The following is a 14,111-nucleotide window of genomic DNA, read 5'->3' as shown; positions in this document are numbered from 1 at the left end:
AATATAAGAAAGCCAAGGGTATACTCTTGGCTTTCGTTCTTTTTACTGATTTAAAAGCGTATTTTTGAACATGTTAATAGAAATTTGGTCCGACATTATGTGTCCTTTCTGCTACATCGGAAAGCATCACTTTGAAAAAGCGCTTGATTCATTCATTTTTAAAAATGAGATCAAGGTAGCATATAAGAGTTATCAATTAGACCCAAACTACCATCATCAAGATGGCGATAGCACTTATTCCTATCTGAGCCGTTCTAAAGGAATGCCAATGGAGCAAGTCAAGGAGATGACTGGGAATGTGGAGCAGATGGCAAAAAACGCTGGAATCAACATTGATTTTGCAACAAATATTCCTGCCAATACTTTCAAAGCACATGAACTGATTCATTTTGCGGCTACCCAAGGAAAAGGCGCCGAAATGAAAGAACGCCTATTCCAAGCACATTTTTCCGACGGACTGAATATCGAAAAGGATGAGGTATTAGTATCCCTGGCAGAAGAAATCGGATTGGATAAGGAACAAGCCAAAGATGCCCTGGCCAGCGATCAATATGCTTATGAAGTCAAACAAGACCTTGCAGAGGCACAGCAGATCGGTATTCGTGGCGTTCCATTTTTTCTTATTGACCGTAAATATGCGGTATCTGGCGCTCAACCGGTAGATGTTTTCGTTGAAGTTCTAGAAAAAAGCTTTTCAGAATGGAAAGAAAAAAATCCATCCATTATTTCCTTTAAAAGTGATGATTCCGCACCGAATTGTACGGATGATAAATGCGATATTTAATCTGATATGGACGGCCAAATGTTTGAACCTAAAAAGAATTCAGCTTGGATGTCAATGATGATCCTTTTGGGATTAACATTTGCATGTGCCTTTGCCGTTCAAGTCATTGTCATTGTTGGCATCTTAATGAGTACAGGAGATATTAAAAGCATGCTGGAAGGCGGAGGTACCTCCATCTTTTCAGAAAACACCTATGTCCTGTATATCATATTGGCGGCAAGTAGCATTTCTACCTTTCTGTTGCCCTCGTTGTTCTTACAGTTGACCGAGAAAAACCAATATCGATACTTCCCAGCCGAGCCGTTTCAGCTCAAGAACTACCTGGTCCTTATTTTCTTGTTTCTATTGGTCTGCAACCCTGCAATGGAGGTGGTGAGCCGTTGGAACATGGACATGAAATTGCCGGATTTTTTAGAGAAAACGGAATTATGGATGCGTTCTCAAGAAGACCAAATGAAGGAATTGACGGTAAAATTGGTCATGGTGGACAGCATCGGTAAATTGATGCTAAACTTGTTGGTCATGGCGGTCATACCCGCCATTGTGGAAGAATATTATTTTAGGGGCGCTTTGCAGAACATCTTAGGTAGGCTCTTTAAAAACGTACATTTGGCAATCTGGGTTACGGCGATTATCTTTTCTGCTATCCACGTGCAGTTTTATGGCTTTTTTCCAAGGATGTTATTGGGTTTGATCTTTGGCTATGCCTTTTTATGGTCCCAAAATATTTGGGTACCGATATTTGCCCACTTCCTGAACAATGCCTCGGTGACCATTATAGCATTTGTATACGCCCGAGATGGAAAAACCTATGAAGATCTGCAAAATGCCGATCCTTATACGATTCCATTCTACATCAGCAGCATCATTTTAAGTGTTGCCATAGCATTCTATTTTTATAAGATTTCGAACCAAAAAACTAAATCAAATGAACTCAAACTGGACTAAAATAAAAGTTTACAACCAAGCCTTTGAGGCTGAAATTGTAAAAAATATGCTCCTTGAAAACAATATACCTGCAGTCGTATTAAACAAAAAGGACTCATCTTATTTATTTGGTGTTGTGGAGCTGTATGTGGAGCATGAAAATGCCAACAAAGCAATGGAATTGATGGGTTCATTTGGAGACGAAGAAGAATAAATGAAAACAAGAGCTATTACAGGATTTTTCTTTGTGGTCGCATTGCTGTGCGCCACGATTTTTAACCAATATGTTTTTGCCATATTCTTCAGTATCGTGGGGATCCTTTCAGCAAGAGAGTTTTTCAGCATCTGTAAAACGGCGGAAACCAAACCCTTAATGGGTTTGGGGATCTTGACAGCAGCCGTGCTAGCGGGGATTTCAAGCGCTTACTTTCTAGGCTTCCTAGAGCTCAAGTACCTGATGCTGGCTCTGCCACTTTTCTCCTTGCTGTTTATTTCATCATTGTACCTGAAAAGAGAAAAACCATTCCACGATATAGCCTATACTGTTTTGGGGATATGGTATGGAACGGTTCCTTTCCTGTTTTTTATTGGTCTGGGCTTCTTAAAGGGCGATTTCAACCCCTATATCCCAATGGGATTCTTGATCATCCTTTGGTCCAATGATACCGGAGCCTACCTGTCCGGCAGAGCAATGGGCAGGACCAAGCTATTTGAAAGGATTTCACCAAATAAGACCTGGGAAGGCTTTATCGGAGGCGTTGTTTTGGCTATGGTTGTAGCCTACAGCTTGGAGCATTTCTTTGGTTCGCTATCGAAAATAGAATGGATCAGCATTGCAGCTATCATCGGTATATTTGGAACATTGGGTGATTTGGTGGAGTCCATGCTCAAAAGAAGCTTGGGAATCAAAGATTCAGGACAGATATTGCCTGGACACGGAGGCTTCCTAGACCGTTTTGATGGGCTGCTGATCGCAGCGCCATTAGTATATGTACTGCTTACTTTATTATAAAAGACCATGAAAATAGAAAAATCAACCTTCGATTTTCTAAATAACTTGAAAGAGAACAACAACAGGGAATGGTTTCAAGAACATAAGCCTGAATACGAGGCTGCATTGAAAAATGTCACTGACTTTATTGAGGGCATCATTATGAAGCTTTCAGAGCTAGATCCCCATATCAACCGAGAAATATCAGCCAAGAAATGCTTGTTCCGAATTTATAGGGACGTGAGGTTCTCCAAAAATAAAGATCCTTATAAATCTTGGTTTGCTGCCGGTATTTCTGTTGATGGCAGAAAATTAGCAGGACCGGAATACTATATCCACATAGAACCCAATGGAACCTTTATCGCTGTAGGCTATTGGCGTCCGGAGAAGCATCATTTAGATGCGGTGAGGCAAGAGATAGATTACAATGCCGAAGAGCTTTTCAAAGCCTTGGAAAAGGGCGGTTGGAAAGCCGAAGACATGTCTGCCGAAGACAAACTCCAAAGACCTCCAGCAGGATATGCGGCCGACAACGAGCATATAGAGCTTCTGAAGCACCGAAGCTTCATTTTGTCGACCAACCTGAGCAGAAAACAAATGGAAGCTCCTAAGGCCTTAGAAACGGTAATCGAGCATTATGCTACCATGATTCCTTTCAAGGAATTCATCCATCAAGCGATCGATCAATAGGGCAGAGAGATCTTGCCCATACAAACAGCGGGGGAGTCCTTGATATTGGATACCGATTGGGGATTTCCTGCCAACGTTTCATTTGCCAAAACCGCAAACAGACAAGCCTCTTTCGCATCTGGATTGAGACCAAGCGCCTCAAAGGAATCTACCCTTCCAGGGAATTCGGACTTCAATTGCTCCATCAATAAAGGATTGTGCAATCCACCACCACTCACATATATCTTCAGGTTCTCCAAGCCAGCAGTGGCCTTTTGGATCCCCTTTACCATGGTTTTTGCCGAGAAGGCATTCAGGGTAGCCATAATAACTTCATGACTCAAGTTTTTGGACGAAATATTCTCCAAAGCTTGATCCAGATAGGCTAGGTTGAACAATTCAGGACCCGTTGTTTTCGGAAAGTTTAGCCCTAAGAAAGCTTCATTTTCTAACTCATTCAGTAAGTCAGGGTTGATTTGCCCTTTTTTTGCCGTTTCAGCATCTTTATCCATCTCAACCTGAAAATGCTTTTCCATGTATTGGTTCATCATGGTGTTTCCCGGGCCCAGATCCGTTGCGTATGCCTTCAGCGGACTGCCTAATGCTGGAAGGAACGTAAAATTGGAAATACCGCCAATATTTAAAAGGATGCGGTTCTCCGTTTCCGAAGAGAACAATAGATAATCACCATAAGCAGCCAAAGGAGCACCTTCGCCGCCGGCAGCAAGATGTTTCTGTCTAAAATCAGAAAGACAGATAATTCCTGTTCTTACCGCCAGATGATCACCATCACCTAACTGTAGGGTGCTATTTGGCAAGGAAGTATCATGGGTCAATGATTGCGGCGCATGGAATACCGTTTGTCCATGGCTTGCGATGGCATCGATTTCAATGGCTTGCATATTCCATTTCTCGAGTGCTTCTAAAATCAATGCGGCATGCACCTCCGCGATATAGGGGTTAAGGCCACATAGAACCTGTTGGTCAATATTGCGCTGCGCAAATATTTTTCGGACCCAAGTCCTGAATTCAGGCTTATAGTCCATCGTTTCAAAGGCCAGAAGTTCAATTTTACTTTGGTTTCCATTCCCTTGAATTTTACATAGGGCAATATCCAGTCCATCCAATGATGTTCCGGACATCAAACCGATGATCAGACGCTGGTCTTTTTGCGCTATTTCAGCTAATTTGGCAATGCTAGGGTTCATAGGATAAAAATACAATAACTTTTGTATTCTCCTTTCTTAATCCTATTTTTGGAGAAATACAAATAGAAAAGACATGAATTTTCCTTCAGAATTAAAGTACACCAAAGATCACGAATGGGTTCGTGTAGAAGGTGATGAAGCAGTAATTGGTATTACGGACTTTGCTCAAAGAGAGCTTGGTGATATCGTATTTGTTGACATCAACACCGTAGGTGATGAGGTAGCAGCAAATGAAGTGTTTGGTTCAGTAGAAGCGGTTAAAACTGTTTCTGATCTATTTATGCCAGTTACTTCTACTGTATTATCAGTAAACGATGCAATTGACGCAAACCCAGAATTGGTTAACTCTGACCCTTACGGTGAAGGTTGGATCATTCGTGTTAAATTAAACAATGCTGCTGATGTAGACGGATTAATGTCTGCTGATGACTACAAAGCTGAAGTTAACGCTTAATATCTAGCAATAAAACATTAAAAAAGGCCATTTAGCATTGCTAAATGGCCTTTTTTAATGGTATTCATATCTTATTTGAGAACGGTCAAGGAGATATCCGAAATTACTTTAGAACCTTCAACCTCCATTTCCATTTTCATGTTGGCGGTTTTGGTAAATAAGGTTTCGGGATCTGCAATGTACGTGCTGTTCATTGTTCCTATCTTGGTTTCCGATTCATTGAACATTTCTCCTGTTGTCTCCACTTGGTATCCCTCAGCGGTTTTACCAACGTACTTATTCACCGCCTTGGTTTTGATCCCTTTGTTTGTCGACTCCGAGGTCCAGGTATCACCCGGTTTTACCGGTTTATCAGGGTAGGTCGTGGTCATGGCAAAGTTTTCAAAAGCATTGTCCGCGCCTTCAACTCCCTCCATAGTGATCATTTTTCCTTTATTATTGGTAATCATGGTCATCTTTTTGCCGATCATCTTTTCAAACTGAGCGGCCATCATGGCAGCCATTGGATCGTCAGAAGGGGTCTCAGAATCATAACTGATGGTCATCATTCCAGCATCCATATCGACTTTGATGGCGTCGGTGGTGTTTTCGAAGGTATAATTAGGATCTTCGTATTTAGAGACATTTACGGTGCTTTTCATTACGATATCCATGATCATGCTCTGTTCACCATCAATATCCATTTTCATGGTAGTAACGGATTTGAACGGCTTGTTCAAGGGCATCTTCATAGTAAAGTCAACTTCCTGTGCTTTAGAAACTAATGCCGCAGAAGAGAGTAGGAAAAGGATCAGTAATTTTTTCATTCTTTTGAATTTAGTTCTTTAAAAATACTATTTTTTTGCAGAATTCAAAGTTTTCAGTGCAGAAACTCAAAAACAAAAAGCCCCGGTATTTTCATACCAGGGCTTCCATTATCTTGAATTTCTTATTTTTTGATATAAGAAACTTCTTTAACCGCTTTTACTACTTTCGCAATACTTGGCAATGATGCCTCAACCAATGTAGGCGCATATCCTAGAGGAACGTCTGCAGAAGTAACACGAATTACTGGAGCATCAAGGTAATCGAAAGCATGTTTTTGAACGTGGAAAGTAATTTCAGAAGAAATTGAAGCCAAAGGCCAAGCTTCTTCAACGATTACTAAACGATTTGTTTTCTTAACAGATTCGATGATCGTAGCGAAATCGATAGGACGTACCGAACGTAAGTCGATCAATTCCACGCTAACACCGTCTTTTTCCAATTCTTCTACCGCAGGAATAACCACACGAGGAACCATCTTACCGAATGAAACCACCGTAACTGCAGTACCTTCTTTCACTACGTTTGCTTTTCCGATTGGCAAGTAGTACTCTTCTTCAGGAACCTCACCTTTATCACCATACATCTGCTCAGACTCCATGAAAATAACTGGATCTGGATCGATGATAGCTGATTTCAACAATCCTTTAGCATCGTAAGGGTTTGAAGGTACAACCACTTTCAATCCTGGCGTATTTGCATACCAGTTTTCAAAGTTTTGGGAGTGCTGTGCACCTAACTGACCAGCATTACCGGTTGGGCCTCTGAATACGATCGGACAAGAGAATTGACCACCGCTCATTTGGTGGATCTTTGCCGCAGCGTTAATAACTTGGTCAATAGCAACCAATGAGAAGTTGAAAGTCATGAATTCAATGATCGGCTTTAACCCGTTCATCGCGGCACCCACGCCGATACCCGCAAAACCAAGCTCAGCAATTGGAGTGTCAATAACACGTTTTGCACCAAACTCATCAAGCATCCCTTGACTTACTTTATATGCACCATTATATTCAGCGACTTCCTCGCCCATTAAAAAGATTGTTTCGTCTTTACGCATTTCTTCGTTCATCGCTTCACGAAGCGCTTCTCTGAATTGTATTTCTCTCATCAGTATTACAGATAGTGAATTTTGTTTAGATACGCAAAAATACTATTATTTCTCGAATTTTCGTAGTGGCATTGTACTATTTTCGATGTAAAAGGGTCTACACAATCGATTTACAAAAGGGGTTTTTGATCTTGTAGAGCAATTAGAAAGCGCTGTAGCCAAGAATTCAGCTCATTTAACGCTAAAGGGATGTTCCAATTTTCTACATTTCTCTTTTCCACCAAGTTGGAAATTGACCTTACTTGGACACAAGGAAGCCTTAATTTATTCGCTGCATAGAAAAATGCAGCCCCTTCCATGCTTTCCAACAGGTTCAGTCCATGCTCTTTTTTGATCCGGTCAATGCTGTTATCAGCGCCGTGTACCTTGTTCACCGTAATGGCATCCACATAGGGGATTTCATAAAACTCCGCCGGCAGAGCAGTCTCCGGAAGGCTTTCTACAAAGACCGAATTGCCAAAGCCAAGGCTATCGATCGGGATAAAATCTTGGTCATTCTCCGCACCGAACTCAAATACACGGTCGGTTTTGATCTTTAACAAAGCTCCTAACTTATGGTAGGGATTGAAGGTGCCCGAAATACCCACATTGACCAGCAGGTCGTAGGATTTTCCCTGTAGGTATTGACCCAAGGCAAAGGCCGTGGCAACCATGCCCACACCGGTTACCAAATAATCTGTCTTAGTTTCAATAAAAGTGGGGATGGATGCGGCTATTTCTAGTTCCGTTGCTGCTACTACAAGAGTTTTCATATATGTGGCTCAAAGTACTAATTTACGTTAATTTACTTTATCTTTGTCATTATGATTTATATAACACGACGCGAACGCTTTAATGCTGCCCACAAGCTCTATCGTGAAGACTGGTCATTGGAGGAGAATGAACGTGTTTTCGGTAATTGCTCAAACCCAAACTGGCATGGTCATAACTATGACCTATTTGTGACCGTAAAAGGCCTGGTCAACCCTGAAACGGGTTTCTTGATCGACCTGAAGTTGATGAAAGATATTATCACCAGAGAGGTTATCGATAAGCTAGACCATAAAAACGTCAACCTGGATGTTGATTTCATGCAAGGAAAGATGGCCTCTACCGAGGTAATTGCCATGGAAATCTTCCATATCCTGAAGCCTTTCTTTGCAAAAGAGAAAGTCTTTTTACATGCAGTCAGACTTCATGAAACCGAAAATAATTATGTCGAGTATTTCGGCGAATAATTCACCTAAAAAAAGTACTTAGAATGAGCAAATTTCAACAGTTTGAAGAAGAAGAGCAGGACGGTTATTTAAAGATCGACCAATACAACGAAAAGAATGTTGAACGTATTGCAGAACATTATACAGATATTCTTCAGGCCATTGGCGAAGACCCAAGTCGTGAGGGTTTGATCAAAACCCCAGAACGCGTAGCAAAAGCCCTTCAGTTTTTAACCCACGGCTATGATGTGGATGCTGCTGAGCTATTGCGCGGTGCAATGTTCGAAGAAGAATACAGCCAAATGGTGGTTGTAAAGGACATAGAAGTATATTCTATGTGTGAGCACCACATGCTACCTTTCTTCGGAAAAGCGCATATCGCCTATATTCCTAACGGGCATATCGTCGGATTGAGCAAAATCCCTCGTGTGGTGGATGTTTTCGCAAGAAGACTCCAAGTACAGGAAAGGTTGACCAACGAAATCCGTGATTGTATCCAAGAAACGCTTAAGCCTGCCGGCGTTGCGGTGGTGATCGAGTGTAAGCATATGTGTATGGCGATGCGCGGAGTGCAGAAACAAAATTCTGTAACCACCACTTCGGCATTTACCGGTGCATTCCAAAACGATGTAACCCGATCGGAATTCCTAAGACTGATTACCGCTTCTTTAGGATAAAAGATTTAATGATAATTTAAGGCCTGGATAGAAATATCCAGGCCTTTTTTTATTTATTTTCGAAGGAATCTAAAACCCATTGCATTTTCATTTTTCCACGTTCAAATTCATCAAATTTTCTCCAACCATTTTACTGCTTTTACTTTGGTTTCATTCGAGACATATTCGGAAAATTCCGAATGTGTCTCGAATGAAACCAAGCTCATATCAAGAGCAACTTGTATGTCCAAAAAAAATTATTGAATTACAGGAGTCTGGGTAAAAATGGCCGCAGCCTAAAAGGTCAAAATTCTGACGTAATTTAAATAAAAGTTTAAAAATTTCACTTTTTATGAGTTGCGTTTAAAGGCTTTAAATGCTGTTTGACTTACCTACTGTTACGAACTAAATTATTGATAATCATCTATTTGTAAAATATCTCTTGGTTGGATGCACGGCTAATATTTATCTTTGCGCAGTATGTTTGAAGAGTCTAATCCATTAAACAGCTATCTGGAAGATACTACGGACGAGGAAAATTCGTTGTTAAAAAAGGTCAATAGAGAGACCTATCTGAAGGAGACGATGCCGCACATGTTGTCGGGGCATTACCAAGGGAGAGTCTTGTCGATGATAAGCAAGATGGTACATCCAAGGTTGGCTTTGGAAATTGGGACTTTTACAGGATATGCTACCCTGTGTTTAGCAGAGGGATTGGAAGATGAGGGTGTTTTGCATAGCATTGATATCAATGAGGAACAACAAGAGCGGGTTCAGTCTTATTTTGATGAATCGCCTTATGCCAGTCAGATCAGATATCATATCGGCGATGCAGCAGAGGTAATCCCAAGCATTGAAGGGACTTTTGATTTGGTGTTCATTGATGCCGATAAAAAAAGAAACCTGTACTACTTCAATGCATTGATCGACCGAGTGAGACCCGGAGGGGTGATCTTAGTTGATAATGTGTTATGGAAAGGCAAGGTTTTTGACGAGAACCCCGACAAGCAAACACAGCAAGTAATAGAATTAAATCAAACCTTGGCAGAGGATAAACGAGTTGAAAAACTTATTCTGCCGATTAGAGATGGGCTTTTTGTGCTACGCAAAAAGTAGTGTTAAACTAAAACAAGTTTTATGCTAGAATATTGTAGAAAGATTTTTGTGGTATGTATACTTATCACTCTTTCAACTTTAGGACTTTACGCTCAAGATTTTACGACCAAGTCGTACATTGAGAAACACAGTCCAGCAGCTCAAACGCTAATGCGTGAAACAGGGGTTCCGGCCTCTGTAATTTTAGCAGTAGCAATTCATGAAAGTGCCTATGGCAACAGTAGAATTGCTCGCTATTTGAACAACCACTTTGGAATCAAAGGGAAGAATAACAGCAAAAAGATCCGTTCTGCTTACAAAGGATACGGTTCCGTGTTGGATTCTTACCGTGATTTCGTAGGACTTCTCCAAAGAAGAAAGGCGACGCAGCCACTGTTCGACAAACACAATTCAGAAGACTATAAAGGATGGGTGAAGGGAATTGCTAGATCTGGGTATTCAGAGACTGGTGATTGGTCGAGAAAAGTAATCTCAACCATCGATACCTATGACCTTGAAAAGTACGACGAAAAAATTAATCTTAATTAAGCGCATTTGTCAGATAAGATGAAGAAGTTTTTATTGGCCAGTTTAATATTGGCCTTATTTTTTGTTTCGTGTGGAACTAAAAGAAACACTACCCTGAAGAATCCGAACGGTAGGCCCAATAGCTCCGTTAACAATTCCAGCTCTTCATCTTCTAGCAACAAAGGAACTTCGACCAGCGGACTGAATTACATCGATCGCTACAAAGGGATCGCCATTGAGGAAATGAACAAATATGGTATTCCTGCGAGTATCAAATTAGCGCAAGCCTTATTGGAGTCCGGAAATGGAAACAGTTACCTGGCTACCCGAGCCAACAACCACTTTGGGATCAAATGTGGCGGTAGCTGGAGCGGGAAATCAGTCAATCGCCCTGATGACAGCAACAACGACTGTTTCAGGGTTTACAACGATCCGGAGCAATCTTTCCGCGATCACTCTCAATTTCTTCTTCGCAAGCGTTACGAGAACCTTTTCACTTTAAGGAAGGATGATTATAAAGGCTGGGCGAAAGGCTTGAAGGCAGCCGGCTATGCGACCAACCCAAGGTATCCTGAGCTATTGATCGACCTGATCGAACGTTATAACCTGCAGCAGTATGATAGGGCGGAAGCGCCGGTAGAAGTCATAGCTCGTGTGGAGAAGGTGGAAGAGGTGATCGAAGAGAAGGAAGTCGAAGAACCACAAGTTCCGGTTGAGGAAATCAAGAAACCTGTCGCTATGCTGATCTATGAGGTAAAAGCGACCGACACCATGTATTCCATTGCCAGGAAATATAATGTAACTGTAGAAACCATCAAGCAATTGAATGGATTGAGCACCGATGCTGTAACCGTTGGGCAGTTATTGGTCGTATCAAAATAGTTACAAGCCCCATTAAAAGATGTTAAATATTAGCAAGCTATTCTTCTAAGACGTAGTTTTATAGGAGTGAAAATTCTTGTCCGTATTTTTATATTATGTTCTTTACTTTCTCCGGCTTTGCTGTATGCGCAACAGAGCTTGGAAGGTATCGTGTATGACAAGGATAGCAAGCGCAGGCTTGGAGAAGTGCAAATCAGGAACCTAAACACCCAGAAGTACATTTACAACGATGCCAGAGGCGAATTTAAGACTCCTGTAAAAAATGGGGATGTCATTGTGTTCAAAAAGATGGGCTACTTCAGCGATACGATCGTGGTGAACAACCAAGGTGCGCTGATCGTTAACCTGAAGGAGAACATAGCTAATATCGAAACCGTTACGGTGGTCGGGCGCAAGAACCCAGATGACGTTTTAAATGAGATAAAAAGAGATTATGGCAAGGCTTTTGAGTTAGCTAAGCCTGGCGATTTGTTTTCGGTGGGCATGACAGGGGCAGGATTGAATATTAATTCGCTCTATGGATTGATCAGCAAGGAGGGGAAAGACGCGCGGAGGTTTACCCAGTTTATCGGGAAACTCCATGAAGAAAACATTATAGACTTTAATTTTACTCCGGAATTGGTCAACAGTCTGGTGGGTTTGGAAGGAGATGAATTGAAGGCTTTTATGCAATTATTTAGGCCATCGTACGAGTTTGTTTCGACCTCCAACTACTATCAGATGGTAAAATATATAAAAAGTAAATACGAAGTGTTCAAACTACACCCAAATTTACGACCTTTGCGAGAATTGCCAGATATTCAATTAGACGTAAAAAAAGAAAATTAACATGAATATAAAACTTTACCTATTACCTGTTTTCATTTTTATTTTCGGAATCAGCATGGTTCATGCTCAGGATTTGCGCGAGCTACGCGTAAAGCCAGACAGCAGTATTTCTCCTGAAACGGATGGAAAAGCACTAGGTATCAAAAATATTAATGTCCCGATTCCAAAATTGGACCTACAGGTCAATTATTGGAAACATTGGACCAAACTAGGGGTTAACTTCAACCAAGCGGCTTTCTCCGACAACTGGAAACTGGGTGGTCTGAATTCATTTGCTGTAGGTGGTATCCTTTGGCATAAATCTGAATTCAACAGGAACAACTTCAACTTTGTTTCGGAGGTGGACCTGAAATATGGTAAAGTGAAGAACGAAGGCCAGTTGGCGAAGCCAAACAATGACCGTATATTCTGGGATAACAAGCTGGCTTATAAATTGACGAAATCATGGGCGGTCTATTTATCCCTAACCTATGAGACCCAGTTTGACAATTCATTCCATTATGCGATGGTGGATGGGGAAGAGGTGATCACGGGCTTGAAATCATCTTTTATGGCTCCGGGTTACTTTACGGAATCATTCGGTTTGGAGTATAAGCCAGATGATACCTTCTCCTTGCGTTTTGGTACAGGTACGGCCAGACAGACCTTGATCTTGGATAATCGTTTGAAACCATATAATGCCCTTGATTATTATAGAAAACACGGAAAGTTCTTTGATCCTAATGATGTGACCAAGGGAACTGGTCCGATGTTCGGTGTTGAGGAAGGCAAGAACTTCAATAATGAGCTGGCTTTTCAGTTAACCGCAAACTTGGATAGAAACCTTTCTAAAAACTTGCATTTAAAAGCACGTTACAACCTGTTTGCAGACTATGAAGACATTACCGATCCAACACACCGTTTGGATGCAACCTTGACGGCTAAAGTGACCTCATTGATCAATGTAGCGCTAGGTGGAGTTATTTTATACGATTCTGCTCTGGACAACAAGGTGCAATGGAACCAGATGCTTTCCATGGGTGTAATGCTTAATTTACCAAAATAAGATTGATGAGAATAATTTCGGTGAGACTGATTGCTGCGTTGTGTGGGGTAATGTTCTTGGTTGGTTGTTCTACTGCTAAGAAGTCGAAGGTATTGCAATCAAATACAGCTGTCATTACTCCTTCTGTTATCGTTGAGAATTCTGCGCCGAAGCTTGATACGCTAAATAAACCGGCAGAGGTAATCGAACAGGCAAAAGTGGCTCCCACTCTTGCTGTCAATACCGAGTTGACTCCTGAGCAACAGGCATGGAATATGTTTTTGCAGGGGACCAGCAAACAGTATGATTTTGCCAGTGCCATCCATTTTGATGTCAGGAAGCCATCCTTCGTGATGATCCACCATACTTCTCAGGCCAACCTGGCCCAAACCATTCGCACCTTTCAATTGGCGCATACCAAAGTGAGTAGCCATTATGTGATCGGGCGTGATGGTCGGGTGGTGCAGATGCTGAATGATTATTTGCGCGGTTGGCATGCCGGCAGAGGCAAATGGGGCAGCATAACGGACATGAATTCGGTGTCCATCGGTATAGAACTTGACAACAATGGTTCTGAACCCTTCCCAGATGCCCAAATAAACTCACTGCTGGTCTTATTGGACACTTTGAAGACCAAGTATAGCATTCCGCAGAAAAACTTCATAGGACACGCTGATTTTGCGCCAGGAAGAAAAGACGATCCAAATGTATTCTTCCCTTGGCAACTGTTGGCCGATCGCGGCTTCGGAATCTGGTACAATCCTAATTATTTAATGGCTCCGCCTTCCAATTTTAACCCGATTGATGCCCTTAAGCTCATGGGTTATGATCTGACCAATCAGGATGCGGCAATCAAGTCCTTTAAACGGAAGTTTGTCAAGTCTGATCTATCCCCCGTCTTGACGGATCGAGACCGAGCGATCCTTTATGATCTCTATCGAAAGTATTATTAAT

General features: G+C 41.6%; 18 protein-coding genes. 14 read left to right on the top strand and 4 right to left on the bottom strand.

Features of this window, described 5'->3' with window-relative positions; translation table 11 throughout:
• The first annotated feature begins 70 nt into the window (after nt 1-70).
• The 5 genes from CKW03_RS20070 to CKW03_RS20050 are packed head-to-tail and all read left to right on the top strand — an operon-like array spanning nt 71 to nt 3,392.
• Nucleotides 71-784: a DsbA family oxidoreductase gene (locus tag CKW03_RS20070; protein ID WP_093099922.1), complete on the top strand. Its 714-nt coding sequence runs from the start codon at nt 71-73 to the stop codon at nt 782-784.
• 6 nt (nt 785-790) lie between these two features.
• Complete coding sequence (locus CKW03_RS20065) at nt 791-1,732, top strand: CPBP family intramembrane glutamic endopeptidase (protein ID WP_093099920.1); 942 nt, start codon at nt 791-793, stop codon at nt 1,730-1,732.
• Nucleotides 1,713-1,925 carry a putative signal transducing protein gene (locus CKW03_RS20060; RefSeq protein WP_093099919.1) on the top strand — a complete coding sequence of 71 codons (213 nt, stop codon included), beginning with the start codon at nt 1,713-1,715 and terminating at the stop codon, nt 1,923-1,925. Before CKW03_RS20065 ends, CKW03_RS20060 begins: the two co-directional genes overlap by 20 nt.
• Nucleotides 1,926-2,723 carry a phosphatidate cytidylyltransferase gene (locus CKW03_RS20055; protein WP_093099917.1) on the top strand — a complete coding sequence of 266 codons (798 nt, stop codon included), beginning with the start codon at nt 1,926-1,928 and terminating at the stop codon, nt 2,721-2,723. It begins immediately after the preceding gene.
• Nucleotides 2,724-2,729: 6 nt separating this feature from the next.
• Complete coding sequence (locus CKW03_RS20050; RefSeq protein WP_093099916.1) at nt 2,730-3,392, top strand: DUF2461 domain-containing protein; 663 nt, start codon at nt 2,730-2,732, stop codon at nt 3,390-3,392.
• On the opposite strand, the gene CKW03_RS20045 is transcribed toward CKW03_RS20050, so the two are convergent.
• A complete protein-coding gene (locus CKW03_RS20045; RefSeq protein WP_093099914.1) occupies nt 3,386-4,579 on the bottom strand; it encodes an anhydro-N-acetylmuramic acid kinase in 1,194 nt (397 codons plus the stop codon). The two genes, CKW03_RS20050 and CKW03_RS20045, sit on opposite strands and share 7 nt — an antisense overlap.
• Nucleotides 4,580-4,652: 73 nt before the next feature.
• On the opposite strand from CKW03_RS20045, the gene gcvH reads away from it, so the two are divergent.
• Nucleotides 4,653-5,033: a glycine cleavage system protein GcvH gene (gene gcvH / locus CKW03_RS20040; RefSeq protein ID WP_093099913.1), complete on the top strand. Its 381-nt coding sequence runs from the start codon at nt 4,653-4,655 to the stop codon at nt 5,031-5,033.
• Nucleotides 5,034-5,104: 71 nt separating this feature from the next.
• On the opposite strand, the gene CKW03_RS20035 is transcribed toward gcvH, so the two are convergent.
• From CKW03_RS20035 to mqnB, 3 genes are all read right to left on the bottom strand, one after another.
• On the bottom strand, nt 5,105-5,839 hold the full coding sequence (locus CKW03_RS20035; protein ID WP_093099911.1) for a DUF6263 family protein: 735 nt from the start codon (nt 5,837-5,839) through the stop codon (nt 5,105-5,107).
• 122 nt (nt 5,840-5,961) lie between these two features.
• Nucleotides 5,962-6,948 carry a pyruvate dehydrogenase complex E1 component subunit beta gene (locus tag CKW03_RS20030; protein ID WP_093099909.1) on the bottom strand — a complete coding sequence of 329 codons (987 nt, stop codon included), beginning with the start codon at nt 6,946-6,948 and terminating at the stop codon, nt 5,962-5,964.
• Nucleotides 6,949-7,058: 110 nt separating this feature from the next.
• Nucleotides 7,059-7,700: a futalosine hydrolase gene (mqnB, locus tag CKW03_RS20025; protein WP_093099907.1), complete on the bottom strand. Its 642-nt coding sequence runs from the start codon at nt 7,698-7,700 to the stop codon at nt 7,059-7,061.
• Nucleotides 7,701-7,751: 51 nt separating this feature from the next.
• Between mqnB and CKW03_RS20020 the strand changes: the two genes are divergently transcribed.
• The 8 genes from CKW03_RS20020 to CKW03_RS19985 all read left to right on the top strand — a co-directional run bounded on the left by CKW03_RS20020 (nt 7,752) and on the right by CKW03_RS19985 (nt 14,110).
• The gene (locus tag CKW03_RS20020) at nt 7,752-8,165 is read left to right on the top strand and encodes a 6-pyruvoyl trahydropterin synthase family protein (protein WP_093099905.1); all 414 of its coding nucleotides are present in this window, start codon (nt 7,752-7,754) and stop codon (nt 8,163-8,165) included.
• 23 nt (nt 8,166-8,188) lie between these two features.
• The gene (gene folE / locus CKW03_RS20015; RefSeq protein ID WP_093099903.1) at nt 8,189-8,821 is read left to right on the top strand and encodes a GTP cyclohydrolase I FolE; all 633 of its coding nucleotides are present in this window, start codon (nt 8,189-8,191) and stop codon (nt 8,819-8,821) included.
• Between the two features lie 459 nt (nt 8,822-9,280).
• Nucleotides 9,281-9,916: an O-methyltransferase gene (locus CKW03_RS20010; RefSeq protein WP_093099901.1), complete on the top strand. Its 636-nt coding sequence runs from the start codon at nt 9,281-9,283 to the stop codon at nt 9,914-9,916.
• Between the two features lie 21 nt (nt 9,917-9,937).
• On the top strand, nt 9,938-10,444 hold the full coding sequence (locus CKW03_RS20005) for a glycoside hydrolase family 73 protein (protein WP_093099899.1): 507 nt from the start codon (nt 9,938-9,940) through the stop codon (nt 10,442-10,444).
• 18 nt (nt 10,445-10,462) lie between these two features.
• Nucleotides 10,463-11,305 carry a glucosaminidase domain-containing protein gene (locus tag CKW03_RS20000; protein ID WP_093099897.1) on the top strand — a complete coding sequence of 281 codons (843 nt, stop codon included), beginning with the start codon at nt 10,463-10,465 and terminating at the stop codon, nt 11,303-11,305.
• 66 nt (nt 11,306-11,371) lie between these two features.
• Complete coding sequence (locus CKW03_RS19995) at nt 11,372-12,133, top strand: peptidase associated/transthyretin-like domain-containing protein (protein WP_139185512.1); 762 nt, start codon at nt 11,372-11,374, stop codon at nt 12,131-12,133.
• Nucleotide 12,134: 1 nt separating this feature from the next.
• On the top strand, nt 12,135-13,178 hold the full coding sequence (locus CKW03_RS19990) for a DUF3078 domain-containing protein (RefSeq protein WP_093099894.1): 1,044 nt from the start codon (nt 12,135-12,137) through the stop codon (nt 13,176-13,178).
• Between the two features lie 5 nt (nt 13,179-13,183).
• Nucleotides 13,184-14,110: an N-acetylmuramoyl-L-alanine amidase gene (locus CKW03_RS19985; protein ID WP_093099892.1), complete on the top strand. Its 927-nt coding sequence runs from the start codon at nt 13,184-13,186 to the stop codon at nt 14,108-14,110.
• Nucleotide 14,111: the final 1 nt, after the last annotated feature.

The sequence above is a fragment of the Sphingobacterium mizutaii genome (assembly GCF_900187125.1).
Lineage (GTDB): Bacteria > Bacteroidota > Bacteroidia > Sphingobacteriales > Sphingobacteriaceae > Sphingobacterium > Sphingobacterium mizutaii.
This window is presented reverse-complemented; position numbering and strand designations above follow the sequence as displayed.

Bases quoted from the DNA above. Each gene is read 5' to 3' on its own strand.
- CKW03_RS20035 (WP_093099911.1), bottom strand. From the start codon at position 5,839: ATGAAAAAATTACTGATCCTTTTCCTACTCTCTTCTGCGGCATTAGTT.
- CKW03_RS20050 (WP_093099916.1), top strand. From the start codon at position 2,730: ATGAAAATAGAAAAATCAACCTTCGATTTTCTAAATAACTTGAAAGAG.
- CKW03_RS19985 (WP_093099892.1), top strand. From the start codon at position 13,184: ATGAGAATAATTTCGGTGAGACTGATTGCTGCGTTGTGTGGGGTAATG.
- CKW03_RS20055 (WP_093099917.1), top strand. From the start codon at position 1,926: ATGAAAACAAGAGCTATTACAGGATTTTTCTTTGTGGTCGCATTGCTG.
- CKW03_RS19990 (WP_093099894.1), top strand. From the start codon at position 12,135: ATGAATATAAAACTTTACCTATTACCTGTTTTCATTTTTATTTTCGGA.
- CKW03_RS20020 (WP_093099905.1), top strand. From the start codon at position 7,752: ATGATTTATATAACACGACGCGAACGCTTTAATGCTGCCCACAAGCTC.
- CKW03_RS20000 (WP_093099897.1), top strand. From the start codon at position 10,463: ATGAAGAAGTTTTTATTGGCCAGTTTAATATTGGCCTTATTTTTTGTT.
- gcvH (WP_093099913.1), top strand. From the start codon at position 4,653: ATGAATTTTCCTTCAGAATTAAAGTACACCAAAGATCACGAATGGGTT.
- folE (WP_093099903.1), top strand. From the start codon at position 8,189: ATGAGCAAATTTCAACAGTTTGAAGAAGAAGAGCAGGACGGTTATTTA.
- CKW03_RS20060 (WP_093099919.1), top strand. From the start codon at position 1,713: ATGAACTCAAACTGGACTAAAATAAAAGTTTACAACCAAGCCTTTGAG.
- CKW03_RS20070 (WP_093099922.1), top strand. From the start codon at position 71: ATGTTAATAGAAATTTGGTCCGACATTATGTGTCCTTTCTGCTACATC.
- mqnB (WP_093099907.1), bottom strand. From the start codon at position 7,700: ATGAAAACTCTTGTAGTAGCAGCAACGGAACTAGAAATAGCCGCATCC.
- CKW03_RS20010 (WP_093099901.1), top strand. From the start codon at position 9,281: ATGTTTGAAGAGTCTAATCCATTAAACAGCTATCTGGAAGATACTACG.
- CKW03_RS20065 (WP_093099920.1), top strand. From the start codon at position 791: ATGGACGGCCAAATGTTTGAACCTAAAAAGAATTCAGCTTGGATGTCA.
- CKW03_RS20030 (WP_093099909.1), bottom strand. From the start codon at position 6,948: ATGAGAGAAATACAATTCAGAGAAGCGCTTCGTGAAGCGATGAACGAA.
- CKW03_RS20045 (WP_093099914.1), bottom strand. From the start codon at position 4,579: ATGAACCCTAGCATTGCCAAATTAGCTGAAATAGCGCAAAAAGACCAG.
- CKW03_RS20005 (WP_093099899.1), top strand. From the start codon at position 9,938: ATGCTAGAATATTGTAGAAAGATTTTTGTGGTATGTATACTTATCACT.